The 25,319-nt window shown below is 59.8% G+C and carries 24 protein-coding genes; 22 read left to right on the forward strand and 2 right to left on the reverse strand.

Annotated features, from left to right (window positions below; genetic code table 11):
• The first annotated feature begins 146 nt into the window (after positions 1-146).
• The 9 genes from RCH91_RS12265 to RCH91_RS12305 all read left to right on the forward strand — a co-directional run bounded on the left by RCH91_RS12265 (position 147) and on the right by RCH91_RS12305 (position 10,299).
• The gene (locus RCH91_RS12265; protein ID WP_306535248.1) at positions 147-695 is read left to right on the forward strand and encodes an ABC transporter substrate-binding protein; all 549 of its coding nucleotides are present in this window, start codon (positions 147-149) and stop codon (positions 693-695) included.
• Positions 696-742: 47 nt separating this feature from the next.
• Positions 743-1,792, forward strand: a complete 1,050-nt coding sequence (locus RCH91_RS12270; RefSeq protein WP_306535249.1) for an ABC transporter substrate-binding protein — start codon at positions 743-745, stop codon at positions 1,790-1,792.
• On the forward strand, positions 1,729-2,751 hold the full coding sequence (locus RCH91_RS12275) for an ABC transporter permease (RefSeq protein WP_306535250.1): 1,023 nt from the start codon (positions 1,729-1,731) through the stop codon (positions 2,749-2,751). The genes RCH91_RS12270 and RCH91_RS12275 overlap by 64 nt, the downstream gene beginning before the upstream one ends.
• A 99-nt stretch (positions 2,752-2,850) precedes the next feature.
• Positions 2,851-4,389: a nitrogenase component 1 gene (locus RCH91_RS12280; RefSeq protein WP_306535251.1), complete on the forward strand. Its 1,539-nt coding sequence runs from the start codon at positions 2,851-2,853 to the stop codon at positions 4,387-4,389.
• Positions 4,382-5,725, forward strand: coding sequence for a nitrogenase component 1 (locus RCH91_RS12285; protein ID WP_306535252.1), 1,344 nt, complete (start codon positions 4,382-4,384; stop codon positions 5,723-5,725). Before RCH91_RS12280 ends, RCH91_RS12285 begins: the two co-directional genes overlap by 8 nt.
• A gap of 68 nt (positions 5,726-5,793) precedes the next feature.
• Positions 5,794-6,459 (forward strand): corrinoid protein, encoded by a 666-nt coding sequence (locus tag RCH91_RS12290; RefSeq protein WP_306535253.1) that lies wholly within the window; start codon positions 5,794-5,796, stop codon positions 6,457-6,459.
• Entirely contained in the window at positions 6,459-7,508 is a 1,050-nt protein-coding gene (locus tag RCH91_RS12295) for a uroporphyrinogen decarboxylase family protein (protein WP_306535254.1), read from the forward strand. The genes RCH91_RS12290 and RCH91_RS12295 overlap by 1 nt, the downstream gene beginning before the upstream one ends.
• Before the next feature lie 96 nt (positions 7,509-7,604).
• Positions 7,605-8,627, forward strand: coding sequence for a uroporphyrinogen decarboxylase family protein (locus RCH91_RS12300; protein WP_306535255.1), 1,023 nt, complete (start codon positions 7,605-7,607; stop codon positions 8,625-8,627).
• 1 nt (position 8,628) lies between these two features.
• Entirely contained in the window at positions 8,629-10,299 is a 1,671-nt protein-coding gene (locus RCH91_RS12305; RefSeq protein WP_306535256.1) for an ASKHA domain-containing protein, read from the forward strand.
• Between the two features lie 120 nt (positions 10,300-10,419).
• Here the strand turns inward: RCH91_RS12305 and RCH91_RS12310 are convergent, their stop codons facing one another.
• A complete protein-coding gene (locus RCH91_RS12310; protein ID WP_306535257.1) occupies positions 10,420-11,154 on the reverse strand; it encodes a Stp1/IreP family PP2C-type Ser/Thr phosphatase in 735 nt (244 codons plus the stop codon).
• A gap of 430 nt (positions 11,155-11,584) precedes the next feature.
• On the opposite strand from RCH91_RS12310, the gene RCH91_RS12315 reads away from it, so the two are divergent.
• The 8 genes from RCH91_RS12315 (at position 11,585) to RCH91_RS12350 (ending at position 18,983) form a co-directional block, all read left to right on the forward strand.
• On the forward strand, positions 11,585-11,863 hold the full coding sequence (locus tag RCH91_RS12315; protein ID WP_306535258.1) for a peptidylprolyl isomerase: 279 nt from the start codon (positions 11,585-11,587) through the stop codon (positions 11,861-11,863).
• Between the two features lie 23 nt (positions 11,864-11,886).
• The gene (locus RCH91_RS12320; protein ID WP_306535259.1) at positions 11,887-12,312 is read left to right on the forward strand and encodes an SseB family protein; all 426 of its coding nucleotides are present in this window, start codon (positions 11,887-11,889) and stop codon (positions 12,310-12,312) included.
• A gap of 135 nt (positions 12,313-12,447) precedes the next feature.
• The gene (locus tag RCH91_RS12325) at positions 12,448-13,545 is read left to right on the forward strand and encodes an NAD(P)-binding domain-containing protein (protein WP_373694387.1); all 1,098 of its coding nucleotides are present in this window, start codon (positions 12,448-12,450) and stop codon (positions 13,543-13,545) included.
• Positions 13,546-13,561: 16 nt separating this feature from the next.
• Entirely contained in the window at positions 13,562-15,346 is a 1,785-nt protein-coding gene (gene mutL / locus RCH91_RS12330; protein WP_306535260.1) for a DNA mismatch repair endonuclease MutL, read from the forward strand.
• 83 nt (positions 15,347-15,429) lie between these two features.
• Positions 15,430-16,287 (forward strand): tRNA (adenosine(37)-N6)-dimethylallyltransferase MiaA, encoded by an 858-nt coding sequence (gene miaA / locus RCH91_RS12335; RefSeq protein ID WP_373694388.1) that lies wholly within the window; start codon positions 15,430-15,432, stop codon positions 16,285-16,287.
• Positions 16,288-16,298: 11 nt separating this feature from the next.
• Positions 16,299-16,523: an RNA chaperone Hfq gene (hfq, locus tag RCH91_RS12340; RefSeq protein ID WP_306535262.1), complete on the forward strand. Its 225-nt coding sequence runs from the start codon at positions 16,299-16,301 to the stop codon at positions 16,521-16,523.
• 61 nt (positions 16,524-16,584) lie between these two features.
• Entirely contained in the window at positions 16,585-17,682 is a 1,098-nt protein-coding gene (locus RCH91_RS12345; protein WP_306535263.1) for an AI-2E family transporter, read from the forward strand.
• The gene (locus RCH91_RS12350; protein ID WP_306535264.1) at positions 17,682-18,983 is read left to right on the forward strand and encodes a DUF512 domain-containing protein; all 1,302 of its coding nucleotides are present in this window, start codon (positions 17,682-17,684) and stop codon (positions 18,981-18,983) included. Before RCH91_RS12345 ends, RCH91_RS12350 begins: the two co-directional genes overlap by 1 nt.
• Before the next feature lie 98 nt (positions 18,984-19,081).
• On the opposite strand, the gene RCH91_RS12355 is transcribed toward RCH91_RS12350, so the two are convergent.
• Complete coding sequence (locus tag RCH91_RS12355; RefSeq protein WP_306535265.1) at positions 19,082-20,107, reverse strand: cytochrome c3 family protein; 1,026 nt, start codon at positions 20,105-20,107, stop codon at positions 19,082-19,084.
• A gap of 161 nt (positions 20,108-20,268) precedes the next feature.
• Between RCH91_RS12355 and RCH91_RS12360 the strand changes: the two genes are divergently transcribed.
• The 5 genes from RCH91_RS12360 (at position 20,269) to RCH91_RS12380 (ending at position 25,282) form a co-directional block, all read left to right on the forward strand.
• Positions 20,269-20,796: a DUF4124 domain-containing protein gene (locus tag RCH91_RS12360; protein WP_306535266.1), complete on the forward strand. Its 528-nt coding sequence runs from the start codon at positions 20,269-20,271 to the stop codon at positions 20,794-20,796.
• A gap of 68 nt (positions 20,797-20,864) precedes the next feature.
• A complete protein-coding gene (locus RCH91_RS12365) occupies positions 20,865-21,992 on the forward strand; it encodes an ABC transporter permease (protein ID WP_306535267.1) in 1,128 nt (375 codons plus the stop codon).
• A 4-nt stretch (positions 21,993-21,996) separates the two neighbouring features.
• Positions 21,997-22,689 carry an ABC transporter ATP-binding protein gene (locus tag RCH91_RS12370; RefSeq protein ID WP_306535268.1) on the forward strand — a complete coding sequence of 231 codons (693 nt, stop codon included), beginning with the start codon at positions 21,997-21,999 and terminating at the stop codon, positions 22,687-22,689.
• The gene (locus RCH91_RS12375) at positions 22,686-23,711 is read left to right on the forward strand and encodes an HlyD family secretion protein (protein ID WP_306535269.1); all 1,026 of its coding nucleotides are present in this window, start codon (positions 22,686-22,688) and stop codon (positions 23,709-23,711) included. The genes RCH91_RS12370 and RCH91_RS12375 overlap by 4 nt, the downstream gene beginning before the upstream one ends.
• Positions 23,708-25,282 carry a TolC family protein gene (locus tag RCH91_RS12380; RefSeq protein WP_306535270.1) on the forward strand — a complete coding sequence of 525 codons (1,575 nt, stop codon included), beginning with the start codon at positions 23,708-23,710 and terminating at the stop codon, positions 25,280-25,282. The genes RCH91_RS12375 and RCH91_RS12380 overlap by 4 nt, the downstream gene beginning before the upstream one ends.
• Positions 25,283-25,319 lie beyond the last annotated feature (37 nt).

Consider the following 25,319-nt stretch of genomic DNA (forward strand, 5'->3'; position numbering starts at 1 on the left):
TCCTTGAGCTTCATGGGTACTCCTTCTGTTATTGTTTGTCTCGCAAACCAATAATATCAGATGGTTACCCTTGAAGCTCGACTTTTATGCAACAAAATCAACTATATTCAGCTTGTCGCATGCACTTTTGCAAGAGGCTCACCTTTGTGGAATTCGGGACCGTCGCCGCGGTTGTCGAGGCGGTCAAGAAAGGCGCGGTGGATGCCGGCCTCGCGTATCCCCCCCACTTCTCCCTGGCCGAGAAGAACTACGGCCTGAAGGTGGCCCACTACATCGAGGAGTTCTACCCCGATTACACCTGCTGCCGCATCGTGGCCCACACGAAAGAGGTCAACGCCGACCGGGAGACCTACCGGAAGTTCCTGGCCGCCCTGATCCGCGCCTACCGCTTCTACAAGACCAACCCGGACGAGACCGTGAAGATCTACACCAAAGCGCTGAAGATCGACGAGGAGATCATCCGCAACGAGACCTACGTCAAGCGGGTGGCCGAATCGAACCCCGATCCGCTCCGCAAGGGGATTCTCGACTTCTGGAAGCACATCCAGGAGGCCGGCTACATCACCCAGGATTACCCGATCGACAGGCATATCAATACGGACATTTACAAACAGGCCCTTGATTCGGTCATCAGGAAAGAACCGAAGGACAAGATCTATCAGCAAATGCTGACGTTCTACAAAAAGAACAACTGACCACGCTGTACCTCAAGCTGAGACACAGCAGACAAGGAGCACCACGCATGAAACGAATCCTGTCACTCATCGTCACCATCACCCTGCTCGCTTTGGGCACACCCGGAGGGCAAGCCGCGGAACTGAGGAAGCTCAAGGTCGGCCACTTGCCCACATCGGGCCACCTCCTCTATTTCGTGGCCAAGGAGAAGGGGTTCTTCCAGCAGGAGGGGCTGGACGTGGAGCTGTTCCGCTTTACCAACTCCGGCGAGGGGCTGACCGCCATCAGGAGCGGCAAGCTTGACGCCGGTTCCTTCGGCACCTCGGCCCCCCTGGCGTTCATCGCCAAAGGGGCTGATTTCACCCTGTTCGGCGGGCAGATGGGGGAGGGGCACGCCCTCATCGCCAAGCCTGAGAAGGCGGCGCGGTTCAAGGACCTGAAGAACTACCGCGGCGCAACCATCGGCGCGGTGCGCCTTGCCACCGGCGACGTGGTCTTCCGTGCCGCCCTCCACGAGGCGGGGCTCGACTGGCGCAAAGACCTGACTATCAAAGAGTTCGATTCGCCGGCAGCGGTGCAGGAGGCGGTGAAGAAAGGGGCTGTGGATGCCGGGCTCACCTGGATTCCCTACTACACCATGGCCGAGAGGCAGGGGCTGGTGGTGGTCAAGTATTCGGGCGACGTCATCAAATCCCACACCTGCTGCCGGCAGGTGGCCCTGACCTCCACGCTGAAGGAGCGCCAGGCCGACTTCGAGAAGTTCATGGTGGCGCTGCTGCGCGCCTACAAGTTCTACCAGACCAACAAGAACGAGACCGTGGACATCGTTGCCAAGTACGTCCAGATCGACAAGGCCGACCTGTACAAGGACATCTACGGCGGTCACCTTCTGGTGAGTCCTGACCCCCATAAAAAATCGATCGTCCAGTTCTGGGATTTCATGAAGAAGGCCGACTACATCACGTCGAACGAGCCGATCGAGCAGCGGGTGAATACCCGAATCTACACCGCGGCTCTGGCAAATCTAAACAAGCGTGAGCCGAAGGAGAAGCTATGGAAAGAGTTGGACAAGGACTTTCGTGCCGTCGATCCGGACCTGCACATCAAGAAACACTGACGGAGGGGCGGGTACGGCCCGCCCCCACGGCAATCCCTGGAGACGGCTACGTCACGAACAATCTCATCACGACAGCGAACGCTCTCTTCATCGTCCTGCTGGCAACCCTGCTCTGGCCGGTGCCGGGCATGGAGGAGCCGTACCATCTGGTGGCTCTGGTTGCTGCCATCGAGGCGGTCTATCTGCTTCGCGGCATCTTCTTCCGGGGCAAGAGTTCATCGACCGGCGCCGGCGACGTGACGGCCATCATCTACCTGTTCCTCCTGGCGTGGCACTTGGCCACGGCCCGGTTCGGGGTGCTGGACACGATGCTCTTTCCCCAGCCTGAGGCGGTGCTGGCGCTCTTTGTGGCGGAGCTCCCCGACATGCTCAAAGGGCTGGTCAATTCGCTCATCCTGCTGGTGAGCGGCTATCTGCTGGCCCTGGGGACGGCGGTCCCGCTGGGGCTTCTGGTGGGGTGGCGCGGGCGGCTCTTCCGGGCGGTGAACCCCTTCACCAAGGTGCTGGGGCCGATACCTCCCATCGTCTACATCCCCTACGCCATCGCCCTGCTCCCCAGCTTCCGGGCGGCATCGATCTTCGTCATCTTCATCGGGGCCTTCTGGCCGGTCTTCATCAATACCGTCCACGGGGTTTTCAATATTCCCAAGGGCTTGATCGACTCGGCGCGGGTACTGAACCTGAAAGAGCCAACCCTGCTACTTCGGGTCATCCTGCCGGGTGCCATGCCGTCCATCTGCACCGGGGCCACCCTGGCGCTGGTCTTCTCCCTGGTGCTCCTGACGGCGGCGGAGCTGATCGGCGCCAATTCTGGCATCGGCTGGTACGTGAAGAACTTCGCCGACTTCGCCGACTACCAGCGGGTCATCGTCGGCATCTTCTTCATCAGCATCGTGGTGACGACCATCACCTGGGGAACCGAGCGGCTTGAGCGGCACCTGCTCCGGTGGCGTAACTGAAAGGCACCGGTTAGGCCCGACATCGGGTAGGGGCGAACCCGTGTGTTCGCACAAATCAGGGCAGACACGCGGGTCTGCCCTACAAACGAGGATAATTTCATGAGTTATTTCGATCAAAAGGTCCCCCCCAAGCGGGAGGACCGGCTGAAGGCGGTTATCGCCCACCAGGACAGCATCTGCGGCCTAGCGAAACGTTGCGAAGGAAAAGGCGGCAAGAGCTGCCTCATCGACGACGGCGAGCGGGGCTTCACCCAGGGCTCCATCTGCCTCCTGCTGCCGGCCCTGGCCATGCTCAACACCCTGCCGGACAACGTGGTGCTGCTCCACAGCGCCCTGGGCTGCGGCTCCTGCACCCACTCCCAGAACGCCAACGTGCGGGTGGGGAGCGCGGTCCGCCAGGGTAAGGCGAGGGACGGCATCTGGCTCTCCACCGCCCTGGACGAGATCGACGTCATCAGCGGCGGTGAGCCGAAGCTGGAGCAGGCGATCATCGAGGCGGACCGGCGCTACCGCCCGGCCACCATCACCATCGTGGCCGGCTGCGTGCCGGGGATCATCGGCGACGACATCGACGGCGTGGCCCAGAAGCTCCAGCCCCAGGTGAGCGCAAAGCTGCTGCCGGTCCACTGCGAGGGATTCAAGACCAATATCTGGGCCACCGCCTACGATGCGGTCTACCACACCATCGGCCGCAACCTCCTGGAGGAGCGGGGCGTGACCGATCCCAAACCCGAGGACGCGCTGGCTGTGCTGCGGGAGCAGGAGCGGGAGGCCCGGACCGTGAACCTCATGAACGTCTCTTCCATGGGGCGGATCGACGAGCAGGAACTGGAGCGGCTCCTCTCGGGGCTCGGCCTGGAGGTGAATGTCTTCCCGGTCTTCTCCCATCCCGATTCCTTCGTGAAGGCCACCCGGGCGGCGCTCTCCATCAGCACCTGCCCGACCCATGACGACTATTTCCTCGGCTATTTGCAGGAGCGGTTCGGCGTCCCGTCCATCATCAGGCACATGCCGGTCGGGATCGCCAACACGAGCCTCTGGCTGCGGGACATTGCCGCCGTCTTCGGGGCGGAGGAGCAGGTGGAGCGGCTGATTGCCGTCGAGGAGGCGGAGCTGAAGGAAGCGCTCCAGGAGTTCCGCCCCCTGTTCGAGGGGAAGAAGGCTTTCGTCAGCGCCGGCGAGTTCCGGGCCCTGGCCACAGCCAACCTCCTCCAGGAGATCGGCTTCGAGGTGGTGGGAATCCGCTCCTTCCACCATGACGAGTTCGCCAACGAGGAATACGGCAAGCTGGCAAAGGAGGCCAAGACCGACTACGTGGTGGACATCGCCAACGTGCAGCCCTTCGAGGAGGCGAACCTGCTCAAAAGGCTCAAGCCGGACCTTTTCCTGGGGCACGCCAACGGCAATATGACCGCCTCGAAACTGGGGATTCCGAGCCACGTCATCTACAACACCGGCCTGGCCTACATCGGCTACCGCGGGGTCTACGAGATCGCCCGCCGGCTCCACCGTCAGTTGAAAAACCCGGCCTACAACCGGAACCTGGCGGCGAATCTCCGGCTCCCCTACACGGAGAGCTGGTACGGTGCCGAGCCGTTTTCCTACCTCAACACCCGCGGGAGGGCTGCAAATGAGTGAGCATTTTATCGAGCGGCCGAGGTTCCTCTGCTCCCTTGGCGGCGCGGCGGCCACCGTCACCGCCCTGCCGGGGGGAATCCCCATCCTCCATGCCGCCTCGGGGTGCGCCGGCAACTTCGCCTGGACCCAGAACGGCGGCAGCGGCCTCCAGGTGGGGGGCTACTGCGGCTCCCTCACGGTCCCCAGCTCCAACATGCAGGAGAACGAGGTGGTCTTCGGCGGCGAGGAGCGACTGCGCGAGCAGATCAAGAATACCCTTGAGGTCATCGATGGAGGGCTCTACGTAGTGCTTACCGGCTGCGTCCCGGAGATGATCGGCGACGACATCTTCGCCGTGGTGAACGACTTCCGCGATGAGGGGGCGCCCATCATCGGAGCCATCACCGGCGGCTTTCGCGGCAACTCCTACTGGGGGTACGACCTGGTGCTCCAGGCCCTGGTGAAGGACTACCTGGAGCGGGATCTGCCGAAGGTGAAGGGGAAGGTGAACCTCTGGGGTGTTGTCCCGTACATGGACCCCTTCTGGCGGGGGAACCTGGAAGGGGCGCGGCACCTGCTGGAGCTCCTTGGTCTGGAGGTCAACGCCTTCTTCACCCCGACCGACACCTTGGAAAACATCCGCCGGGCCGGCGAGGCGGAGTTGAACGTCGTGGTCTCCGACATCTATGGCCAAGAGGCAGCCAGGCAGTTCGAGGATCGCCACGGCACCCCGTACCTGACCCTGCCGCTCCCCATCGGTCCTTCGGCCTCCGGGGAGTTTCTCCGGGCCGTCGGAAATGCCCTCAACCTCGAAAGCGACCGGGTGGAAGCGGTCATCGCTCGGGAGAAGCGGCATTACTACCAGATCCTCGAACCTCTCACCGACTGCTGGAACGACCTGGACCTCCAGCGCTACACCGTGGTGGTGGGGGACGGCAACTACGCCGTGGCCCTGACCCGCTTCCTGGCCGACGATCTCGGGTGGCTGCCGGAGCTGACTGTCTGCACCGACCAGCTGAAGGATGAGGAGCGGGAGGCCCTTGCCGGGCGGGTAGCGAATCTCTCCTCGGGCTACCGGACGAATCTCGTGTTCGAGACCGATGCCAGCGAGGTACTGGGGCATCTGAACCGGCATTGGCCCCGCACCAAGGGGGAGAAGTACCACAACGCCTTCAGTCCGGCCTTCGTGGTGGGGAGTTCCCTGGAGCGGGAACTGGCAATCCAGCTCGGCGCGCCCCATCTGTCGGTGTCGTTTCCGGTGGCCAACCGCGCGGTCCTGGACCGGGGGTATACCGGCTTCCGGGGGGGCCTGCGGCTGGCTGAGGATCTCATCGGGGCTATTGTGGTGAATCGGTAACCTGTAGGGGCGGGTTCCCCCGCCCAGGGCGCGGCAACCGCGCCCCTACAAAAACGGGAGGTTGTGTGATGTCTGAAGTGAAGGAAAAACTGTTCAAGGAACTGGCCGCCGCGGTCGTCGATATGGACGAGGACAGGGCGGTCGCCACTGCCGAGGCCGTGGTCGCCGCGAAGATCGACGCCTACGAGGCGATCGAGAAGGGGCTGTCGGCCGGCATGGAGCGGGCAGGGGAGCTGTTCGACGAAGAGGAGTATTTCATCCCCGAGCTCCTCATGTGCTCCGACGCCATGTACGCCGGGATGGACGTCCTGAAGCCCCACATCCGCCAGGATGCGGTGGCGGAGAAGCGGCGGGTGGTGATCGGCGTCATCCAGGGGGACACCCACGACATCGGCAAGAATCTGGTGAGGATCATGCTGGAGACCTCCGGTTTCGACGTGACCGACCTGGGGCGGGACATCCCGCCGGCCCGCTTCGTCGATACGGCCCGGGAGATCGATGCCGACATCATCGCCCTCTCCACCCTCATGACCACCACCATGGACGGCATGGGGGAGGTGGTGCGTCAGCTGAATGACCAGGGTATCCGGGACAGCTTCAAGGTTATCGTCGGCGGCGGTCCCATCTCCCAGGGGTTTGCCGACCGGATCGGCGCCGACGGGTACGCGGTCAACGCGGCCGATGCGGTCCGGCTCGCCCGGCGCCTGACCGCGGCCGAGGCGGTGGCTGCCTGATGGCCGCTGATGCCATGACGCCGCTGCAGCGGCTGGCGGCCTACGCCAAGGGTGAGCCCATCGACCGCCTGCCGTGCGTCCCCATCGTCGGCAACACGGCGGCGCGGGTGATTGGCGCCCGGGTGGGGGATTTCCGCGGCAACGGCCAGCTCATCGCCGAGGCCCAGGTGGCCGCCTACCGCCTCTTCGGCTACGACACCATCCGTGTCTTCACCGACCTCTACACCCAGGCCGAGTCCATGGGAGCCACGGTCCACTATCCGGCGGACGAAACCGCCTACCTGGCGGCGCCGGCCATCGCCGCCCCGACGGCGATTGACCGATTGCAGCCTGCCGACCCGCACCGGGACGGGAACCTTCCCCATCACCTGGAGGCGATGCGGATCGCCGTCGATGCCGTGGGAACGGAGGTGCCGGTCACCGGCGCGGTCACCTGCCCCTTCACCAACGCCTCGTTCCTCGTGGGGGCCGAGACCCTGGCGCGGCTGATGCTCAGGGAGCCGGAGACGGTCCACCGGCTCTGCGAGTTGTCGCTGGAGACCGGCATCCGTTACGTCGAGGCGATCATCGGCGCCGGCGCCACCCCGAGCCTCACCGACGCCATGTCGTCGTCCACGGTCATCAGCCCGCGGCAGTTCCGGGAGTTCTCCTATCCGTACCTGAAGCGGCTCATTGACGTCATTCACGGCCGGGAAAAGAGCGTGACGCTCCATATCTGCGGCAAGACGGCAAAGATCTGGGAGGCCATGGCCGATGCCGGGGCCGACTGCATCAGCATCGACAACGACGCGAGCCTCCTCGACGCCAAGCGGGAGGTGGGGCATCGGGTCCGGCTCATGGGGAACGTCCACCCATCGGCCGTCATGCTCCAGGGGACGCCGGAGGACGTGTGGCGGGCCACTCTGGACTGTATCCGCCAGGCCCATGACAATCCCAAGGGGTACATCGTCGCCTCCGGGTGCAGCCTGCCGACGGAGACGCCGTTTGCCAACATCCGCGCCATGCTCGACACCGTGCGGGAGGTTGGGTGGCCGGTAAACCTGGCATAATTTCAGGACCCCCCTCAATCCCCCCTACTTTGTAGGGGGGAAGCGAGCAAGGCGAGCAGGGGGGTGTTTCCCGGCATATAAGGAAAGGATTTATACATGAGCCTGAGCCCGAAAGAGCGGCTTTTGAACGTACTGCACAACAAGAAAGTCGACCGTCCCCCGGTCATCTGCACCGGTGGAATGATGAACGCCGCCATCGTCGACGTCATGACCCATACCGGCCGCACCTTGCCTGAGGCCCACTTCGAAGCGGATCTCATGGCCGGCCTCTCCCGGGACGTGCAGGAGCAGACCGGCTTCGAGAACTTCGGCATCCCCTTCTGCATGACCGTCGAGGCGGAGGTGCTCGGGAGCGAGATCGACTTCGGCACCCTGGAATGCGAACCGAAGATCAGGCAGGAGGTCTTCCCCTCCGTGGGCGCGGTGGTCTACCGCGACATCAGGCAGATGCTTGACGAAGGCCGCATTCTGGAAGTGGCCGAGGCAGGGCGCCAACTGGCGAAGGCCCACTCCGACGTGCCGGTCATCGGCAGCCTCACCGGACCGATCAGCACCGCCGCCTCCATCATCGACCCGATGCAGTTTCTGCGCGAGCTCCGCAAGGACCGGGAAAACTCCCACCGGGTGCTCACCTACGTTTCCGATTTCCTCATCGCCTACGCCCGGCTCCTGGTGGATGGAGGGGCCACCGCCATCTGCATCGGCGACCCCACCGCAACCGGCGAGATCCTCGGCCCCCTGGCCTTCGAGGAGTACGCCGTGGAATACCTGAACCGGGTGATCAACGGTATCCACGACGCCGGCGTGCCGGTGATCCTCCACATCTGCGGCGACCTGAAGGCGGTGAAGCCCCTCATCCCGAAACTGCGTGCCGACGCCATCAGCACCGACGCCATGGTGAACCTGCGGCTCCTCAAAGAAGAGTATCCGAGCATCACCACCATGGGGAACGTGAGCACCTACCTTCTGGAGGACGGCGACCCGGACAAGGTTGCCCACACCACCGAGCGGCTCGTGCAGGACGGCGTCGACATCATCTCCCCGGCCTGCGGCCTGAGCACGTCGAGCAGCCTTGCTGCCATTAACGCCATGACCGGCGCGGTAAAGGAGAGGCGCTGAGATGCCGACTGTCCGCTTCCTTCCCGACGACCGCTCGATCATTGTCCCTTCCGGCACCACTCTCCTCGAAGCCGGCCGAATGGCAGGAGTGACCATCGAGGCCCCCTGCAACGGTGCCGGCACCTGCGGCAAGTGTCGGGTCCTTGTGACGGAGGAGAATCTCGCCTCGCTCCGGCTTCCGGGGGGCTCCGGCCCCTTTGGGGCAGGGGAGGGGGTATCCGCCGTCCTCGCCTGCCATGGGGAGATTGTCGCCGACCTGACGGTGACGGTCCCCGAGCGGAAAGAGGAGGGGCTCAAGATCGCCGCCCACGGCGTTCGGGGGGATGTGACGCTTCGCCCCTTCGTGGTCAAGCGCTACGATCCTGTCTGCAACGAGACCTCTGTCGTGGCGGGCGACAAACTCCTCGCCGTTGAACAGGGGGATACGACTGACGAGCGTTTCGGCCTGGTGGTCGATATCGGCACCACCACCCTCGTGGCCGCCCTCATTGATCTGGCGGACGGACGGGAGCTCGCCACCGCGTCGGCCCTCAATCCCCAGAGCCTCCATGCCCAGGACATTCTCTCCCGTATCCGCTTCGCTTCCACCCACCGGGGGCTCGACGAGATGAGGCAGAGCGTCGTCGCCGAGATCAACCGCCTCGCCGTTGACGTGGCCGGTAAGGCCGGCGTGGAGCCGGAGCGGATTTACGAGGCGGTCTTTTCCGGCAATACCACCATGCTCTATCTGGCCTGCGGGGTCGATCCGGCACCCCTCGGCAAGTACCCGTACACCGTGGAGCTTCGCGGCGGCTGCCACCGGAGTGTAGCGGAAACGGGGATCGCCATCGCTCCTGTCGGCATGGTCTACCTGCCGCCGGTCATCTCCGCCTACGTGGGGGCTGATATCACCGCCGGCATCCTTGCCACCCGGCTCCACGAGAAACCGGGGACGACGCTGCTGGTTGACATCGGCACCAACGGCGAAATGGCCATCGTCAAGGACGGTACGCTCTGGGCCACCTCCACCGCCGCCGGCCCCGCCTTCGAGGGGATGAACATTACTTGTGGCATGCGGGCGGGGGAGGGGGCCATCGAACGGTTCTATGTGCGGTGGGATGGAGAGGTGGAGATCGGTGTCATCGGCGGTGGCGTGGCGACCGGCATCTGCGGCAGCGGACTCATCGACATCGTGGCGGAACTGGTGACCGCAGGCGTCATAGGCCCCAACGGCCGCTTTGTCGCTGCCGATGCAGCGGGAATTCCGGCTCATCTCCGGGAACGGCTTGTCAAGCGGGATGGAAAACCAACCTTCAGACTTACGGAGAAGGTTTCTCTTACCCAGCAGGACATCCGCCAGGTCCAGCTTGCCAAAGGGGCGATTAGGGCTGGCATTGAGCTCCTGCTGCGACATCTCGGCATCGGGGCAGGAGATGTGGATAGGGTTCTCATCGCCGGATCCTTCGGCTACCACCTGCGCGCCGAGAGTCTCACCGCCCTTGGCCTCCTTCCGTCGGAGTTCAGCGGAAAGATTGACTTCGTCGGCAACACCTCCAAGACCGGCGGCGAGGCGTTCCTCCTCGACCGGGAGAGTCGACGGGAGATGGAGATCCTCGCCGATGCCGTTGAGGTGGTGGAGCTCGCTGCCGCCACGGATTTCGACAAGGTGTTCATTGCGACGTTGAAATTCTAGGGAGGCCTCCGTGGCAGGTTTGCATCGACAGAAATAACGATTTGCTGCCCCTCCCTTCGTTATTTCTGCCAGGCTGGCGATGCTGCATTAGGAGATATAATTGACAAATTTGTACGCATATCATGTGGCCTCTACCTCGCAAAGAACCACTGTGATGTTGTCCCTGCCGCCTACCGAGTTGGCTGACTCGATGAGGTTCTGCACCTTGTACTCCAAGGAATGCGTTGTCGCGAGGGTATTCTGGATTACCGCGTCGACAACCATGTCGCTGAGTCCGTCGGAGCAGAGGAGGAAGATATCGTGATGAAGCACACTCCCCTTGATAATGTCGAGCGAAAGAGAGGGAACACTCCCCAATGCCCTGAGAATGATGTTCTTCATCGGATGCTGTTTCGCCTCTTCGGCAGAGATTATCCCTTGGTCCACTTGAAGTTGTACCAGTGAATGGTCTTTGGTGATCTGTCTCAGTTTCCCCTCCCTGAAGAGGTATATCCTGCTGTCTCCCACATGGCCGATAATGTACCGGTTAGAGCAGAATGTCAGAAGTTCCCCGGTGCATCCCATCCCCTCGTCCTGCGGGTGCTCTGCTGCATGACTGATTATTCGCTGATTCGATAGCCTGAACGCTTCCTGGACCAAGGCGCAGACCTTTTCTTCGGACGAACGGTTCTGGCCGCTAAAAACTTCCCTTACGGTATCAATGAAATAACCGCTTGCGATCTCCCCCGCCGCAGCTCCACCCATGCCGTCCGAAAGCGCAAACAGCCTCTCTTCGGGTATGGCGAGGCAGGCATCCTCGTTGTTTGTGCGTCTCAGCCCAACATCGGTTGCAGAGGCAGAAATCAGTTTGATCATGCTGAATGCTCGCTATTTGAGAGGTTCCAGTTTTTGTGTAAGTGGATAGTCGGTCATTTTTTCGATTCTGATCGTGCTTTCACTGTAACCTGAACGGGAAAGCCGAACCTCATATTCCCCCAGACCGACTTTAAGTCTCTCACAATCTGATAACGACCGTAATTCATGCAGTCACCATCTAAGCGACGAGAATTATTCCCGTTAACTTTACCACATGATCTGCAACGTGCATGGTTCTGCAAGCGGTACACCACCAAAGGTTTTCAGAGCGTGTCCTGTTTCCACGACAACCCATTCTTTCAGTGGATTTAGAGCGGGTAGCTTGCTATAGTCTTCCGCACAAATCCACGTCGTTTTGTAACGATGGTTCTGGACTCGCAGGGGAATAATCTGACGTAACCCATTCATCACCACAATTCAAGGAGTCGCCATGCCTACCGCAACCGCCCGCCACATCCTCGTGGCCACCGAAGCCGAATGCCTGAAACTCAAAGCTGAGATCGAAGCCGGAACTGATTTTGCCGAGGTTGCCAGAAAAAATTCTTCCTGCCCTTCGCGCATGCAGGGAGGCGATCTTGGCGCTTTTGTCCCGGGCCAGATGGTCAAGGAGTTTGACGAGGTTGTCTTTTCCGGCGAGATCAACAAGGTTCTTGGTCCGGTCAGGACGCAGTTCGGTTATCACCTCATCGAGATCACCAAGCGGTGGTAGTGCATACGAAAGGAACGCCCGAAATGACCCAACTTGATGAGGCGCTGGTTACCTTTCGTCAGGATATGAGCGACGCCAAGAACCAGTCGAAGTTTTACGATCTCTTTCTCAACTCCACTTTTTACGTCCCGATTCTGGATGAGAAGGCCCTTGAGGGGGAGGTTGACACCCCGCAGGAGGGGCAGGTGTTGCCGCTGGTCATTGAGGCGGAGGGGAATGACTACCTGATGCTCTTCGATAGCCGGGAGCGCCTGCAGGCCTGGACCCAGTCCGAGAGCCGCTGCGTGGAGGTGCCGGGCCATGTGCTGGCGTCAACCACCATGCCGCCGCTGCACTGGGCGCTGAATGTGGGGACCGAGTACTCCAAGCAGTTTCTGCCCGATGAGATCGCCTGGCTCAGGGATGTGGTTGATCGCTGCAACGCCCAGGCTGCCGACCAGGGGGAATGAGCAGTACTCTCAGTTCAGCGCCGCTTATGGGGCTGTGAATAAATCGCGAAGAGACAAAGATGACCCGGAGAGAAGTGCTCCGGGTTTTTTCTTTTTGTGCTATGCTGGGACAATTCATGAAAAAAGGAGGTCATCATGGAAAGTTTCGATGTGGTTATCGTCGGTGCCGGGCCGGCAGGGGTGGCTGCAGCCTACCTCTGCCACCGCAGTGGCCTTTCGTATATCATGCTTGAGCAGGGAAAGACGGTCTTCCAGGGGATTGCCAGCACCTACCCTGAGGGAAAGAATGTCTACCCCTCGAAGCCCAAGGATAACCCGGAGCCGTTCCTGGTGGAGGAACTGCGCCCCCCCGACAAGCCGGTGGCCGTGGAGAAGTACATCCAGTACGTGCAGCATTTCGTCCAGCATGAGAACCTGAACGTCCAGACCGAGGTGTCCTTCGAGGATATCAAGGATACGCGCGACCATCTGGTTGTACGAACCTCAAAGGGGGACTTCAATGCGCGCAAGGTGGTCCTCGCCTTCGGCAGCAACATCCCCCGGGAGCTGACGGTCTATGGCGACGCAAAGATGGTCGCCACCTCCCTCGACGATCCGCGGAAGTACGTGGGGGTGCGGACGCTTGTCATCGGCGGCGGAAACACGGCCGCCGACGTCATCATCTCCATCCTCAAGGCGAAGCGGGAGGCCCAGGACACCCAGCCGGTCTACTGGTCCCACGTGGCCGAGAAATTCGACGTGAACAAGGAGACCGCACAGCGCCTCGGCGAGGAGATCCTTCTGGGCGGCAATATCCGCCTCCTGCCTGGCGCTATACCCCGCATCGGCGAGGTGGACGAGGAGGGGGTCGACCGTCTCGTCATCAGGATCAACGAGTTTCGCCAGCCGGACGGGATCGAGATCTATCACGCCATGAGCTTCCCCATGAAGAGCGTCATCGCCTGTATCGGCTACCAGGGGCCGCTCCCCATCTTCGACAAGATCGGCGTCCAGACTATCGCCTGCGCCGAGGGGGTCTGCACTGTGGCCAAGGAAGGGGATCGGCTTATTCTCCTCACAGCCGAATACGAATCGACCCGCAAGGGGGTCTACGTCATCGGAGGGGCCATTTCCCCTTCGTTCATGAAGATTTGCGGCGGCAGCATCCAGGAGGAGAAGCATCCGAACCTCATCTACACCGCCATCAACGATGCCGCCCATGTGGTTGATTCCATCCGGAAGAAGCTCGCCTGAGGGGGAGAGGGAGACCGTGTTGACCCGCATCAGAATCCTTCCTGAAAACCTGACCAACAAGATAGCCGCCGGCGAGGTGGTGGAGCGCCCCGCCTCGGTGGTGAAGGAGCTGGTGGAGAACTCCCTGGACGCCGGTTGCCGCGACATCATCGTGGAGATTGAGGCAGGGGGGAGGCGCCTTATCCGGGTGACCGACGACGGGAGCGGCATGTCCCGGGAAGACGCACTCCTGTCCCTTGAGCGCCATGCCACCAGCAAGATCTCCTCTGACGACGATCTCTTTGCCCTCAGCACCCTCGGTTTTCGCGGGGAGGCGCTCCCCTCCATCGCCTCCGTCTCCCGTTTCACCCTTGCCACCCGCCAGCCGGGAGCCATCGAGGGGACGGAGATCTATGCGGAGGGGGGACGGATCAAGGAAGTGAAAGCATGCGGCATGGCCGAAGGTACGGTCATCACCGTGCGGAACCTCTTCTTCAACACGCCGGCCCGGCTCAAGTTCATGAAGAGCGCCGAGACCGAAGCCGGACATGTGGGGGATCTTCTCACCCGCCTCGCCATATCCCGACCCCAGGTGCGTTTCACGTACCTGAACGACGGCAAGACGGTCTTCCGGGCCCTGAACGGCACCATGGAGGAGCGGGTGGCAGCTCTCCTGGGACGCTCCATTGCCGGTGCCCTGTATCCCCTTGATGCAGTCGTGGAGGGGGTGACGGTGCGTGGGCTTGTGGCCCGTCCCGACGTGAGCCGCTCCGCCGCCGGGCACCTTTACACCTTCATCAACGGCCGTTTCATCCGCGACCGGGTGGTGCAGCACGCCATTTTCCAGGCCTACCGCAACTTCCTGGAGCGGGGGCGCTACCCGGTGGTGGTCCTCTTTGTCGAGGTTCCGGCAGGGGAGGTGGATGTGAACGTGCACCCCACCAAGCACGAGGTCCGCTTCCGCCAGCAGGGGATCGTTCACGACATTATCCAGGGGGTGATCGAGGAGGCCCTCCGCCCGACCCCCTGGCTGCGCCAGGCCCCGTCGGTACCGACCGTTGCTGCCACTCCACAGCGCCGCGAGCCGACGGTGAGTTCGGAGCGGGTCGCCGAGGTGCGGGAACTTCTTGTGAACTACCGTCCCGCGCCGGCGCCGATCAGGCCTTTCTTTCAGCCGCAGCCTGCTGTCGTTTCAATGCCGACCATCACTGCTGAGGAACCCGCCCGACCCGTGGATCGCGGCTACTTCTCGCGGCTCGCGATCATCGGCCAGTTCCATGCCTCCTACATTCTCTGCCAGGACGAAAGCGATCTTGTCATCATCGACCAGCACGCGGCCCACGAGCGGGTAGCCTTCGAGCGCCTCAAGGCCCAGTTCGCCGCTGGCGGGGTGGAGGGGCAGGGGCTTCTCTTTCCCGATACCCTGGAGCTTTCCCACCGGGAGGCGGCGGAGTTGAATGAGCACCAGGAAGAGCTGCGCCGCATGGGGTTCGATCTGGAGGAGTTCGGCGGCACCACCTGGGTCGTCAAGGGGGTGCCACGGATTCTTGCCGGGAAAGACTACCTCCGCATCCTGCGGGATACCCTGGAGGAGTTTCAGGCGGTCGGTGCGAACCGTTCCGTGGCCGACGCGGTGGAAGAGATCCTCACTCGCATCGCCTGTCACAGCGTTGTGCGGGGTGAGCACCCCCTGACCTCCGGCCAGATCGAGGCCCTGTTCGCCCAGATGGACACCACTGACTTTTCCACAAACTGCCCCCACGGCCGGCCCGTCCTCCAACGGCTGTCCCTTCCGGAGGTGGAGCGGATGTTCAAGCGGTGAGGGCGCGGGTTGCGGAGAAAACCGATAAGATCAAACTTGTCATCGTCCAGGGGTCCACGGCCTCGGGAAAGTCAGATCTGGCGATGCAGCTTGCCGAGCGGTTGAATGGCGAGATCGTCAATGCCGACTCCATGCAGGTTTACCGCGGCATGGACATCGGCACCGCGAAGCCATCCCTTGAGGAGCGAGAGCGGGTCCCCCACCATCTCTACGATATTGTCGATCCCGACGTGAATTTTACCGCAGCCGACTTTCGTGAGCACGCTTCCCGCGTGATTGAGGAGATTGACCGACGGGGGAAGCGGGTCTTTCTCGTGGGGGGAACCGGCCTCTATATCCGGATACTTACCCGGGGGCTCGTGGATTCACCCGGAGGGGATGATGATATCCGTCGTGAACTGGAAGCGCAGGCGGATAGGGAAGGGTTGGAGGCGCTGCACCGGCGCCTCGCCGAGGTTGATCCCGTTGCCGCGACCCGGCTTCATCCCAACGACGAGGTCCGGATCGTGCGGGCACTGGAGGTCTTTCTCCTGACGGGCCGTCCCCTGTCGGCCTTTCAGGAGGAGCACCGCTTTACCGACGAGCGCTACTGTTGCCTCAAACTCGGCATTCACGTGGAGCGGGAGATTCTCTATCAACGGGTGGATGAGCGGGTCGACCGGATGATCGCCGAGGGTCTTGTGGAGGAGGTGAGCGGTCTTTTGGCTGCCGGGTATCCCGCAAGCCTTAAGGCCATGGGCTCCATAGGCTACAAGGAGATATGCGCCCATCTGGCCGGGGAATACCCCCTTGAGGAGGCGGTCCGACTCATCAAACGGAACACGCGTCAGTACGCGAAACGCCAGATGACGTGGTTTCGCCGGGATTCTGAAAATATCTGGGTTGAATATCCGGGGAAGTTTGATAGTATCTTCAGTACTGTAATGGGATTTTATCATTAAAGGAGCGGCCCATGGCTAAAGCACCATTCAATATCCAGGATCAATACCTCAACCAGTCGCGGAAGGAGCGGATCAAGGTTGCCGTTCGGCTCATGTCGGGCGAGAAGCTTGAGGGGTATATCAAATCATTCGACAACTTCTCGGTTCTCATGGAGATCCAGGGCGACATGCTGATTTACAAGCACGCCATATCGTCCATCACGTCCGTCGACGGCAACTTTAAACTGCACCAGTAACTCCAGTCCACCGGGGCAGTTCCGGCCCTTACCCCATTTCCGGGGGAGGGCCGGTTTTGTCTTGCCGGCATTATTCTTTGTGGCCACCTATCTGAAAGAAAACTATCCATACATCATTCTCGGGGCTCTCGTCCTGGCAGTGCTCTTCTTTGCCTGGTCGCTCAGTTCCATTTTTCTGCCGGTGCTTCTGGCCCTGATTCTCGCCTATGTGCTTAATCCGGTCGTGTCGTGGTTGGAGGGTAAGCGGGTGCCGCGGGTCGTGGCGATCCTGCTGGTCATGGCCGGCATCGTTATCGGGTGCGTGGGGGTATTCGCCTTCTTCGGGGGCTCCATTCAGGACGAACTGGCGGCGGTGCAGATCAACCTGCCTGACTATGCCAACCGGCTCTATGGGCTCATTCCCGAGAAGGTGAAGGTGTATCTGGAGATCGAAACCTCTGAAAAGCTCTATCGGCAAGTCGACCGGATACTGAACGAACTGCGCGGTATCTCTTTCGACATTGTCCGTGAGGCCTACGCCTTTGTGAAGACCGCCTTCTCGTCGACCCTGGGGTTCATCCTGACCGTGATCGGTTATTTCATCACGCCGGTCTACCTCTACTACTTCCTGGCCGATCTGCCCCACTTCAAGGAGGGGCTTCTGAAGCTGGTTCCCGAGCGTTCCCGTGAATGGGTAACCGGCCTTGGCAGCGAAATAGACGGTGTCCTCGCCGCCTTCGTACGGGGTCAACTCTCGGTTTGTGCCATCCTGGCGGTGCTCTACAGTATCGGTCTTTCCCTCATCGACATCGACTTGGCAATAGTGATCGGGAGCCTGTCGGGTATCCTCTTCATCATTCCCTATGTGGGGACCATCTTCGGGATCGTGGTTTCCATGGTCATGGCATTTCTCAAGTTCCACGACCTGCTCCATCCGCTCCTCTGTCTCGGCTGGTTCCTCATCGTGCAGGCCATCGAGGGGGCGGTAATCACCCCGGCCATTGTCGGCAACAGGGTGGGGCTCCATCCGGTGGTGGCTATAATTGCCCTCTTCATTGGGGGGCAGTGGTTTGGCATTTTCGGCTTGCTCTTGGCGGTTCCTGTGGCGGCCGTGCTGAAGGTTTTTCTCCGCCACTTCACCGAGTGGTATCTCACAACTTCATTTTACCGGGGTACCTGATGGAAGGGCTTCTTATCGATCATGTTATGCCGGGGAGCATTGCCGAAGAGCTGGAAATCGAGCCCGGCGACCGGCTTGTAGCCATGAACAGCCAGCGGCTCCGCGACATCATCGATTTTACCTTCCATGCCGATGACGAAGAACTCATCCTGGAGATCCTGAAGCCTTCCGGCGAGCGGTGGGAGGCGGAGATCGAGCGCGACGGCGACGAGCCCCTTGGCCTTGTCTTTGCCCCGCCGACCCCGAGCCAGTGCGGAAACAAGTGCGTCTTCTGCTTCGTCCATCAGCTCCCCAAGGGGTTGCGGCGTCCCCTGTACGTGAAGGATGAGGATTACCGGCTTTCCTTTCTCTACGGGAACTATGTGACCCTCTCCAACATTGGGCGCGAGGAGCTGGACCGGATTGTCGATCAGCGGCTCTCTCCCCTCTATATTTCGGTCCATGCCACGAACCCGACCCTGAGGGAAAGGCTTCTCGGCCGCACTGACATCCTTCCAATCCTCGATGTGATGCGGGAGCTGGCCGCGGCACGCATCGTCATGCATACCCAGGTTGTCCTCTGCCCCGGCCTGAACGACGGCGAGGAGCTTGCGAGGACCGTCCGGGACCTGGCCGGACTCCACCCCTGGGTGGAATCCCTTGCCGTCGTCCCCGTCGGGCTCACGAAGCACCGGCGTGGACTCCCCGCACTGGAGCCGGTCACCGCCCTCCATGCCGAAGCATTCATCCGCGCCTGGCAGCCGGATGCGGAGCGGCTCGCAAGGGAACTGGGCGCACCGTTTCTCTTCCTGGCTGACGAATTCTACATCAAGGCGGGGCTGTCCTTCCCACCCCTCGCAACCTACGGCGACCTTCCCCAGATCGAGAACGGCGTCGGCATGATACCGCTCTTTCTCGATGAGGCCGCACGAGTCCTCAAAAAAGTACGCAAGGGGCGTCCCGTGACCGCAACTGTGGTGACCGGCGAATCTCCCTATCGCTACCTGGCCGAGTTTCTTGAAAAGCTTTCGACCAGGATGGGGGCGACCCTCAATCCCGTGGCAGTCAGGAATCGCCTCTTCGGAGAATCGGTAACGGTCTCCGGCCTCGTGGCGGGTAAAGACATTGTTGAAGAGCTTACGGGGCGGGAACTGGGGGATGCGGTTTTTATTCCCGATGTGATGCTCAAGGAAGGCGAGGGGGTGTTCCTTGACGACCTGTCGGTGAATAACCTGGAAAAGGCCCTCGGGACACGAGTAGTGGTCGTGGAGGCAACACCGGCAGGGATAGTGGAAGGTTTACGGGTTGTCCGATCCTTCTGAGAGAACAGTTGCAGTTTTGGCGAAAACAAGGAGTGGAAACAGGAAACGGCGGAGTCTGATGAACCCCGCCGTTTCCTGTTATGCATATGCACGTACGACTACTTCATGTTGTGGCACTTGATGCAGTCGTCCTTCACGCCGAAGGCGTCCGTGCCGTTGTGGCATACGCCGCACGATTTTCCCTCTTCCATCTGGGCCATGGTAGCGGCAGAGCCGCCCTTCTTGTACTTGAAGATCTTGGTATGGCAGTCTGCGCACTTGAACATCCCCAGATGGAACTCGTGGTCGAAGTACGCCTCTCCGAGACTCGTCTTGTAGGTCAGTTTGGCCGGCTTCAGACCGGGGTGGCACTTGCCGCAGTCGCCGGTGGTGGCGAAAGCGTCTTTGCCGCTGTGGCAGGCACCGCAGGATTTCCCCTTCTCCATGTCGGCCATAGTGAAGTGTTTGGCCCCGGCCCTGTAAGCGAAGAGTTTCGTGTGGCAATCGGCACACTTATACATGCCAAGGTGGAAGTCGTGGCTGAAGGTGGCGTCGGCAACCCCTTTGATCTTGAATGGGACCGTCTTCGGCGGCGCCATCCCCTTGTGGCACTTGCCGCAGTTGCCGGCGACGGTGAATGCTTTTTTGCCGTCGTGACAGACACCGCAGGATTTACCCTTCTCCATCTGGGCCATGGTTACGTTGCGGGCACCGGTGATGTTCTGGTTGCTGTGGCAGGTGCGGCACTTGCCCCCCAGCTTGGGAACATGGGCCTCATGCTTGAAAACCGCCTCGGTGGCACCTTTCATCTTGAAGACCACCGGCCGGGGTTTCCCCTTGTGACAGCGGACGCACTCCGCCTCGTCGGCAACGCTGAAGGCCTTTATGCCGGTATGGCATGCGCCGCATGATTTACCCTTCTCCATTTCGATCATGGTGAAGCGTTTCCGTTGCTTCAGGTTGAAAAGGGCGTTATGGCAAATGCGGCAGTTGTTGTTATACTTGGCAAGGTGATAGTCATGGCTGAACACGACCGGTTCGGCATTCCGCAGCTTAAAGGTGATCTCTTTGATATCCTTGGCCGTTGCCGGCAGTGCGCATGCCAGTAAGAGCAGGCAAATGACAGGGATAGTGCGAAAATTCATGATGCGCTCCTCATATGGTGAAGTTGTTTTGTAGGCGGTCTATAAACGCGATACTATACACGCCGCCAGTATGGTCGTCAACGCAAAATATCCAGCAGCAACGCGACATTTAGGCTGATAGCGCCTCATTCGGAGGTGCGAATTCCGAGGTCCCGAGATCGATGAAACAACTGATCGTAGCCATGGTAATAGCAGCAGGATTCAGTGCTGCCGCGTGGGCCGATACCTATCGCTGGGTTGATGATAAGGGAGTTGTCCATTTCACCGATAACCCTGACCGGATACCGGCCAAGTACCTGAAGCGTGTCCGAGAGATTCCGTCTGCAGAACCGCCGCCGTTACCAGCACAGGGAAGCCCTCCTCAGCAACAACAGGTGTCGCAGCCCCAGAAGAGCGCAGGCCCGACTCTTCCGGGCGGCCTTTCCGAAGAGGCGTGGCGGTCGCGATTCACTGTCCTTCGCACCGAACTCAAGAAACTCCAGGATGGGCTTCCGGAGAAGAGAGAGGCCCTCAACCAGCTTCGGCGTAAACGGCTCATTTACCAGCGAACCCAGGATAGGGTAGGTTACAATGAGCAGAAGGAGAAGATAGATCGTGACGAGGCGCGGATCACCGAACTGCAGGCACAGCTCGCAGCCCTGGAGGTTGAGGCGAGCAGAGCGGGGGTGCCGATGGGGTGGCGGCAGTGACTACTTACCTGGTTGTCGCAGGTAATGATAGCGTTGTTTGCCGCATGGCCATGTGATAGTATCGGACCATGCTCTACGTCGCCATCAGGATCCTCCTCTACGATAAGATTCGCTCGCTGATTACCCTCCTTGGCGTGGTCTTCGCCGTTGGCCTCATCTTTGCCCAAGTTGGGATCTATCTGGGGCTGATGGAGACATCTTCGGCGGTTATCGACAACACGCAGGGTGATATTTGGGTAACTTCTAAGAATAGTAAAAACTTCGATTTTGCACAGCCTTTCCCCGAGCACTTTTATTATCAAGTCAGATCTGCAAAAGGGATAGAATGGGCTGAAAAACTCATTGTTACTTTTGGGCTTATTAAACAAAAAGAAGGGGGAACAGAACAAATAGAAATAATCGGTTATAATCCCGATACTCTTGTCGGCGCCCCATGGGAGATGAAAGAAGGAGATGCAAGAAAGGTTAAGAATGGCAATTTTGTAATTGTAGATGAGTCCGCAAGGAAAAGACTTGGCTCCATTCAACTCGGTGAGTACCGCGACATCCTGTTCAAAAGGCTACAAATTGTTGGCATTTCCCAGGGAGCTAAATCATTCACAACTGCACCGTTGGTTTTTACTTCATATGAAATTGCTCAAGGGCTAGTCGCCTGGATTGGGCCTGATAATACAGTTTTTGTGGTTGCTAAAGTTGCCCCAGGTTTTTCAACTGATGATGTTGTCAAACAACTAAGGGGTCAATTGAAAGGTGTTGATGTCTATTCCAAAGAAGAATTCAGCAGAAAGACCCGCCTATACTGGACCATCGAGACGGGTGTTGGCTTCTCCTTCATGCTTACTATCCTCATAAGCTTCCTTATCGGTATGCTGATCGTGGGGCAGACAATCTACAATTCCACCATGGAGCACATCAAGGAGTTCGGCACCCTCAAGGCCCTCGGCGCCGGAAACGTGGAAATCTACAAAATCATATTTTCCCAGGCGTTCATTAATGCCATTGTCGGGTATCTGCTGAGTCTTGTCATCACTCTCTTCTCGGTCAAATTTTATGAGGCTGCTGGAATGGTCATGGTGGTCAAGGGGGGGGTCAACCTTGCTGTTCTGGGGCTCACCTTGTTCATGTGTCTCTCAGCAGCACTCGTTTCCGTCAGGAAGATCAAGCGGATCGATCCGGCGATTCTTTTCAGGGGTTGAATGGATGGATAAGCCGATCGTTACCAGCGGACTTGAGAAGATCTACCGGGAGGGAACCGTCGAGGTTTCCGCCGTTGCAGGCGTTGATCTCGAGCTGAACGAGGGTGAAATCGTCGGGCTCTTCGGGCCGTCGGGAAGCGGCAAGACAACACTTCTCTCCATCCTCGGCTGCATCCTTCGCCCCACCCGTGGGTCGCTCAGGATCTACGGGACCGAAGTGACCGGAATGACCGAAGCGCAGCTCCCCACCATCAGAAAACGGTACATCTCGTTCATCTTCCAGGGGTTCAATCTTTTTCCAGCCCTGACTGCCCATGAAAACATCATGCTCGCGCTCAAGCTCAAGGGGATAACCGGAACGCCCGCGGAAGAAAAGTCGATCGCCATTCTCGAGACGGTCGGTCTCGGTCAGCGCATGCACTTTCTTCCCCGTGACATGAGTGGAGGGCAGCGGCAACGGGTCGCCGTAGCCCGAGCGCTGTCCGTCGATTCTCCCCTGATTCTGGCCGACGAGCCCACCGGCAACCTCGATCACGAGAATGGACGCAATGTAATGGAACTTTTGCGCACGCTTGCCACTGAACAGAAAAAGTGCGTGGTCGTAGCGACCCACGACAACCGGATCGAAGATATTTTCGACCGCACCATGGTCATGGAGGACGGAAGGATAATAAAGGAAATGCGGGGATCATCATGAAAAGTTCTCGAACCGGCATTCTGATCATAGTCTTGCTCGCCTGCCTGGCCCTTGTTCTTGCCATCGTCGGACCCATGGCGCTCAGGAAGGAGGTCGGAAAAGGGGGGGGCGGCGTCAGGGCTCCCGCCAGCGGCATCAATGCCAGGGGAGTTGTGGAAAGCGAAGAAGAGGTCGTGGTCGGGAGCCAGACCGCCGGGATCATCAGAAAGCTGATTGTGGCCGAGGGTGATCGCGTAAAGGCAGGGGGAACCGTCGCTCTTCTTGATCCTGAAAAAGTGGCGGCAAAAATTGCCCAGGCCGAGGCGGCGGGGGGGGAAGCCCAGGCCCGCTTGCAGGAACTCCTTGCCGGCAACCGGCCGGAAGATCGTGAGATGGCCCAGAATCGAGTCAGCCGCGCAGATACGGTATACCGGCAGGCGAGGGATGAATTCGAGCGCCAGGAGCGGCTCCACAAGAAAGAAGCGACTACCCTTATCGAGCGCAACAGGGCCGAGGAGAGGATGAAGATTGCCGCTGAAGAGCTCAGTGAAGCGAAGACGAACCTCACGAAAATGCAGCGGGGAGAGCGGCAGGAAGAGATCGCCCAGGCCAGGGCCAAGGCCGCCCAGGCGGGGGCTGAAGTTAATTACTACCGGGCCCTCCTGGGCGACTATGCGATTACCTCGCCCATTAACGGCATTGTCATTGAACGAATCAAGAAAGAAGGGGAGTCCGTCGACGTGGGCACGCCGGTACTTAAGCTCATTAACCCCGACAGGTTGAGGGTTCGAGCAGAACTCGAGGAGAGCGACGTTGGCAAGGTCCGTGAGGGTGATGCCGTGGAAGTCACGTGTGATGCGTTTCCCGGCAAGGTATTCAAGGGGAGGGTGACCAAGGTGTTCCCCTACGTCCAGAAACGGGAGCAGAAGACCTTCGACCCCATGGCATCCTTCGACATCAACACCCAGAAGATACACATCAGGCTCGATGATTTTTCCGGCCTGACAAACGGCATGACCGCAACGGTAACGTTTCGGAAATGAACAGGATCGTCTCCGTCATTATTGTGATTTTCCTGTTGGGACGGGTAGCCGGTGCCGAACCCCTGACGCTCGATGAGTGCATCAACTGGGCTCTTCAGGAAGATACAGGGCTTAAATCGGTCGAGATGGGCGCCGCCGCTTCTGCGGAAGAGGTTGCCGTATCAAAGGCCGGTTTTTTCCCTTCGTTAAAGCTGAAAGCCACCTATTCACTGATCGATCGGCCTGGTCGGCTTACCATTGATCAGGGGCTCTTTGGCACAAATACTCCCCCGGAGAAGGTCGACGTTTCAACCAATGACCAGGACTTTTTCTTTCTCAATCTTGTTCTTGATCAACCCTTGTTCACCGGCGGACGTCTCACCCATACTCTGAGGAAATCTGAAACCGCTAAAGACGAGGCGCTATTCCACTTCGAACGGGAACGTGAAGCCCTCGTTTTCCAAGTAAAGAAGAACTATTACGACGTATTGACCGCCCAACTCCAGCGGGAGGTTGCACAAAAGATACTGGAAGCAAAAAAAGAAAGATTCCGTGTCCTTGAGGAGCTTTATCGCGAAGGGTATGTACGGAAGGACGAGGTGCTCCGGCAGGATGCCGACATTGCGCTGGCCGAACTGGATGTCTTTCGGAGCGACAACAGGGAAAAACTGGCACTAAGCAATCTTGGGCAACTCATAAAGCATGCGGGAAGTGATAGCCTAACCCTGACAGGAATACCCCAGAGCCTTTCGCTCGTGGCTCCCCTCCGAGAGGTTACGAAGTTTGCAGTCGAGAACAGAAAAGATCTAAAGATCGCCCAGACGCGCGTCAGGGGAGCCGATGAGGATATCGCGATTGCAAAGAGCGCCTATTATCCCCAGGCGACCCTCCAGGGGAATTATTTCCGCCAGAAAGAGACTAATATTACCCGGCCGGACCTCTGGATGGTGAGCGCCAGTCTTGACTGGACGATTTTTGAGTGGGGGAAGACATCGGCCGAGGTGCGTCAGAAAAATGCTCAGAAACAGCGGCTTCAGTTCGCTCGGGAGAAGCAGGAACAGACCGTTGCCCTCGATGCTGAACGGGCCTGGCGGGATGTGAGGGAGAAAGAAGAAAGCGTCAAAGCCCTTGAAAAAAGGGTGAAAGTCTTTGAATATCTTGCCGGGCAGACAGCAGAGAGATATGCCGAAGGAGCCGTAAAGCTGGTAGATGTCCTTGAGGCGGAAACCCAACTCGTCAGGGAGTACAAGGAGTACATGATCGCCGTCAATGATCTCAACGGCGCTGTGGCTTCCCTTGAGCTGGCCACGTCCGGTGCTCCGGCTGCATGGTTTGTCCCCCAGCGGCTCTATGCTCCGAATGTCAAAGCGATTTCACCGATAATCACGCCTCCACCCGCCATCGAGCACGCTCCCCCATCTTCTCGCCGGCATGATAGTGCCCCTCAAGAGTTTCAGGCTATTCCGTACAGTCCTCCCGCCTTGTCTCAACGTGTTGCAAAACGGTTTGATCCACCTGCCGGAAGTCTTGAAAGGGACATCGCAGATCTCCTCCTTGGAGGCTTTCAGGATGATAAGGTGATAATTCCTTAACGGCCTGTTAAAGGTTTCCTGCGGCATGCCGACAAGT

This window comes from Geobacter sp. (genome assembly GCF_030834625.1).
In the GTDB taxonomy this organism is placed as follows: Bacteria; Desulfobacterota; Desulfuromonadia; order Geobacterales; family Geobacteraceae; genus Geobacter.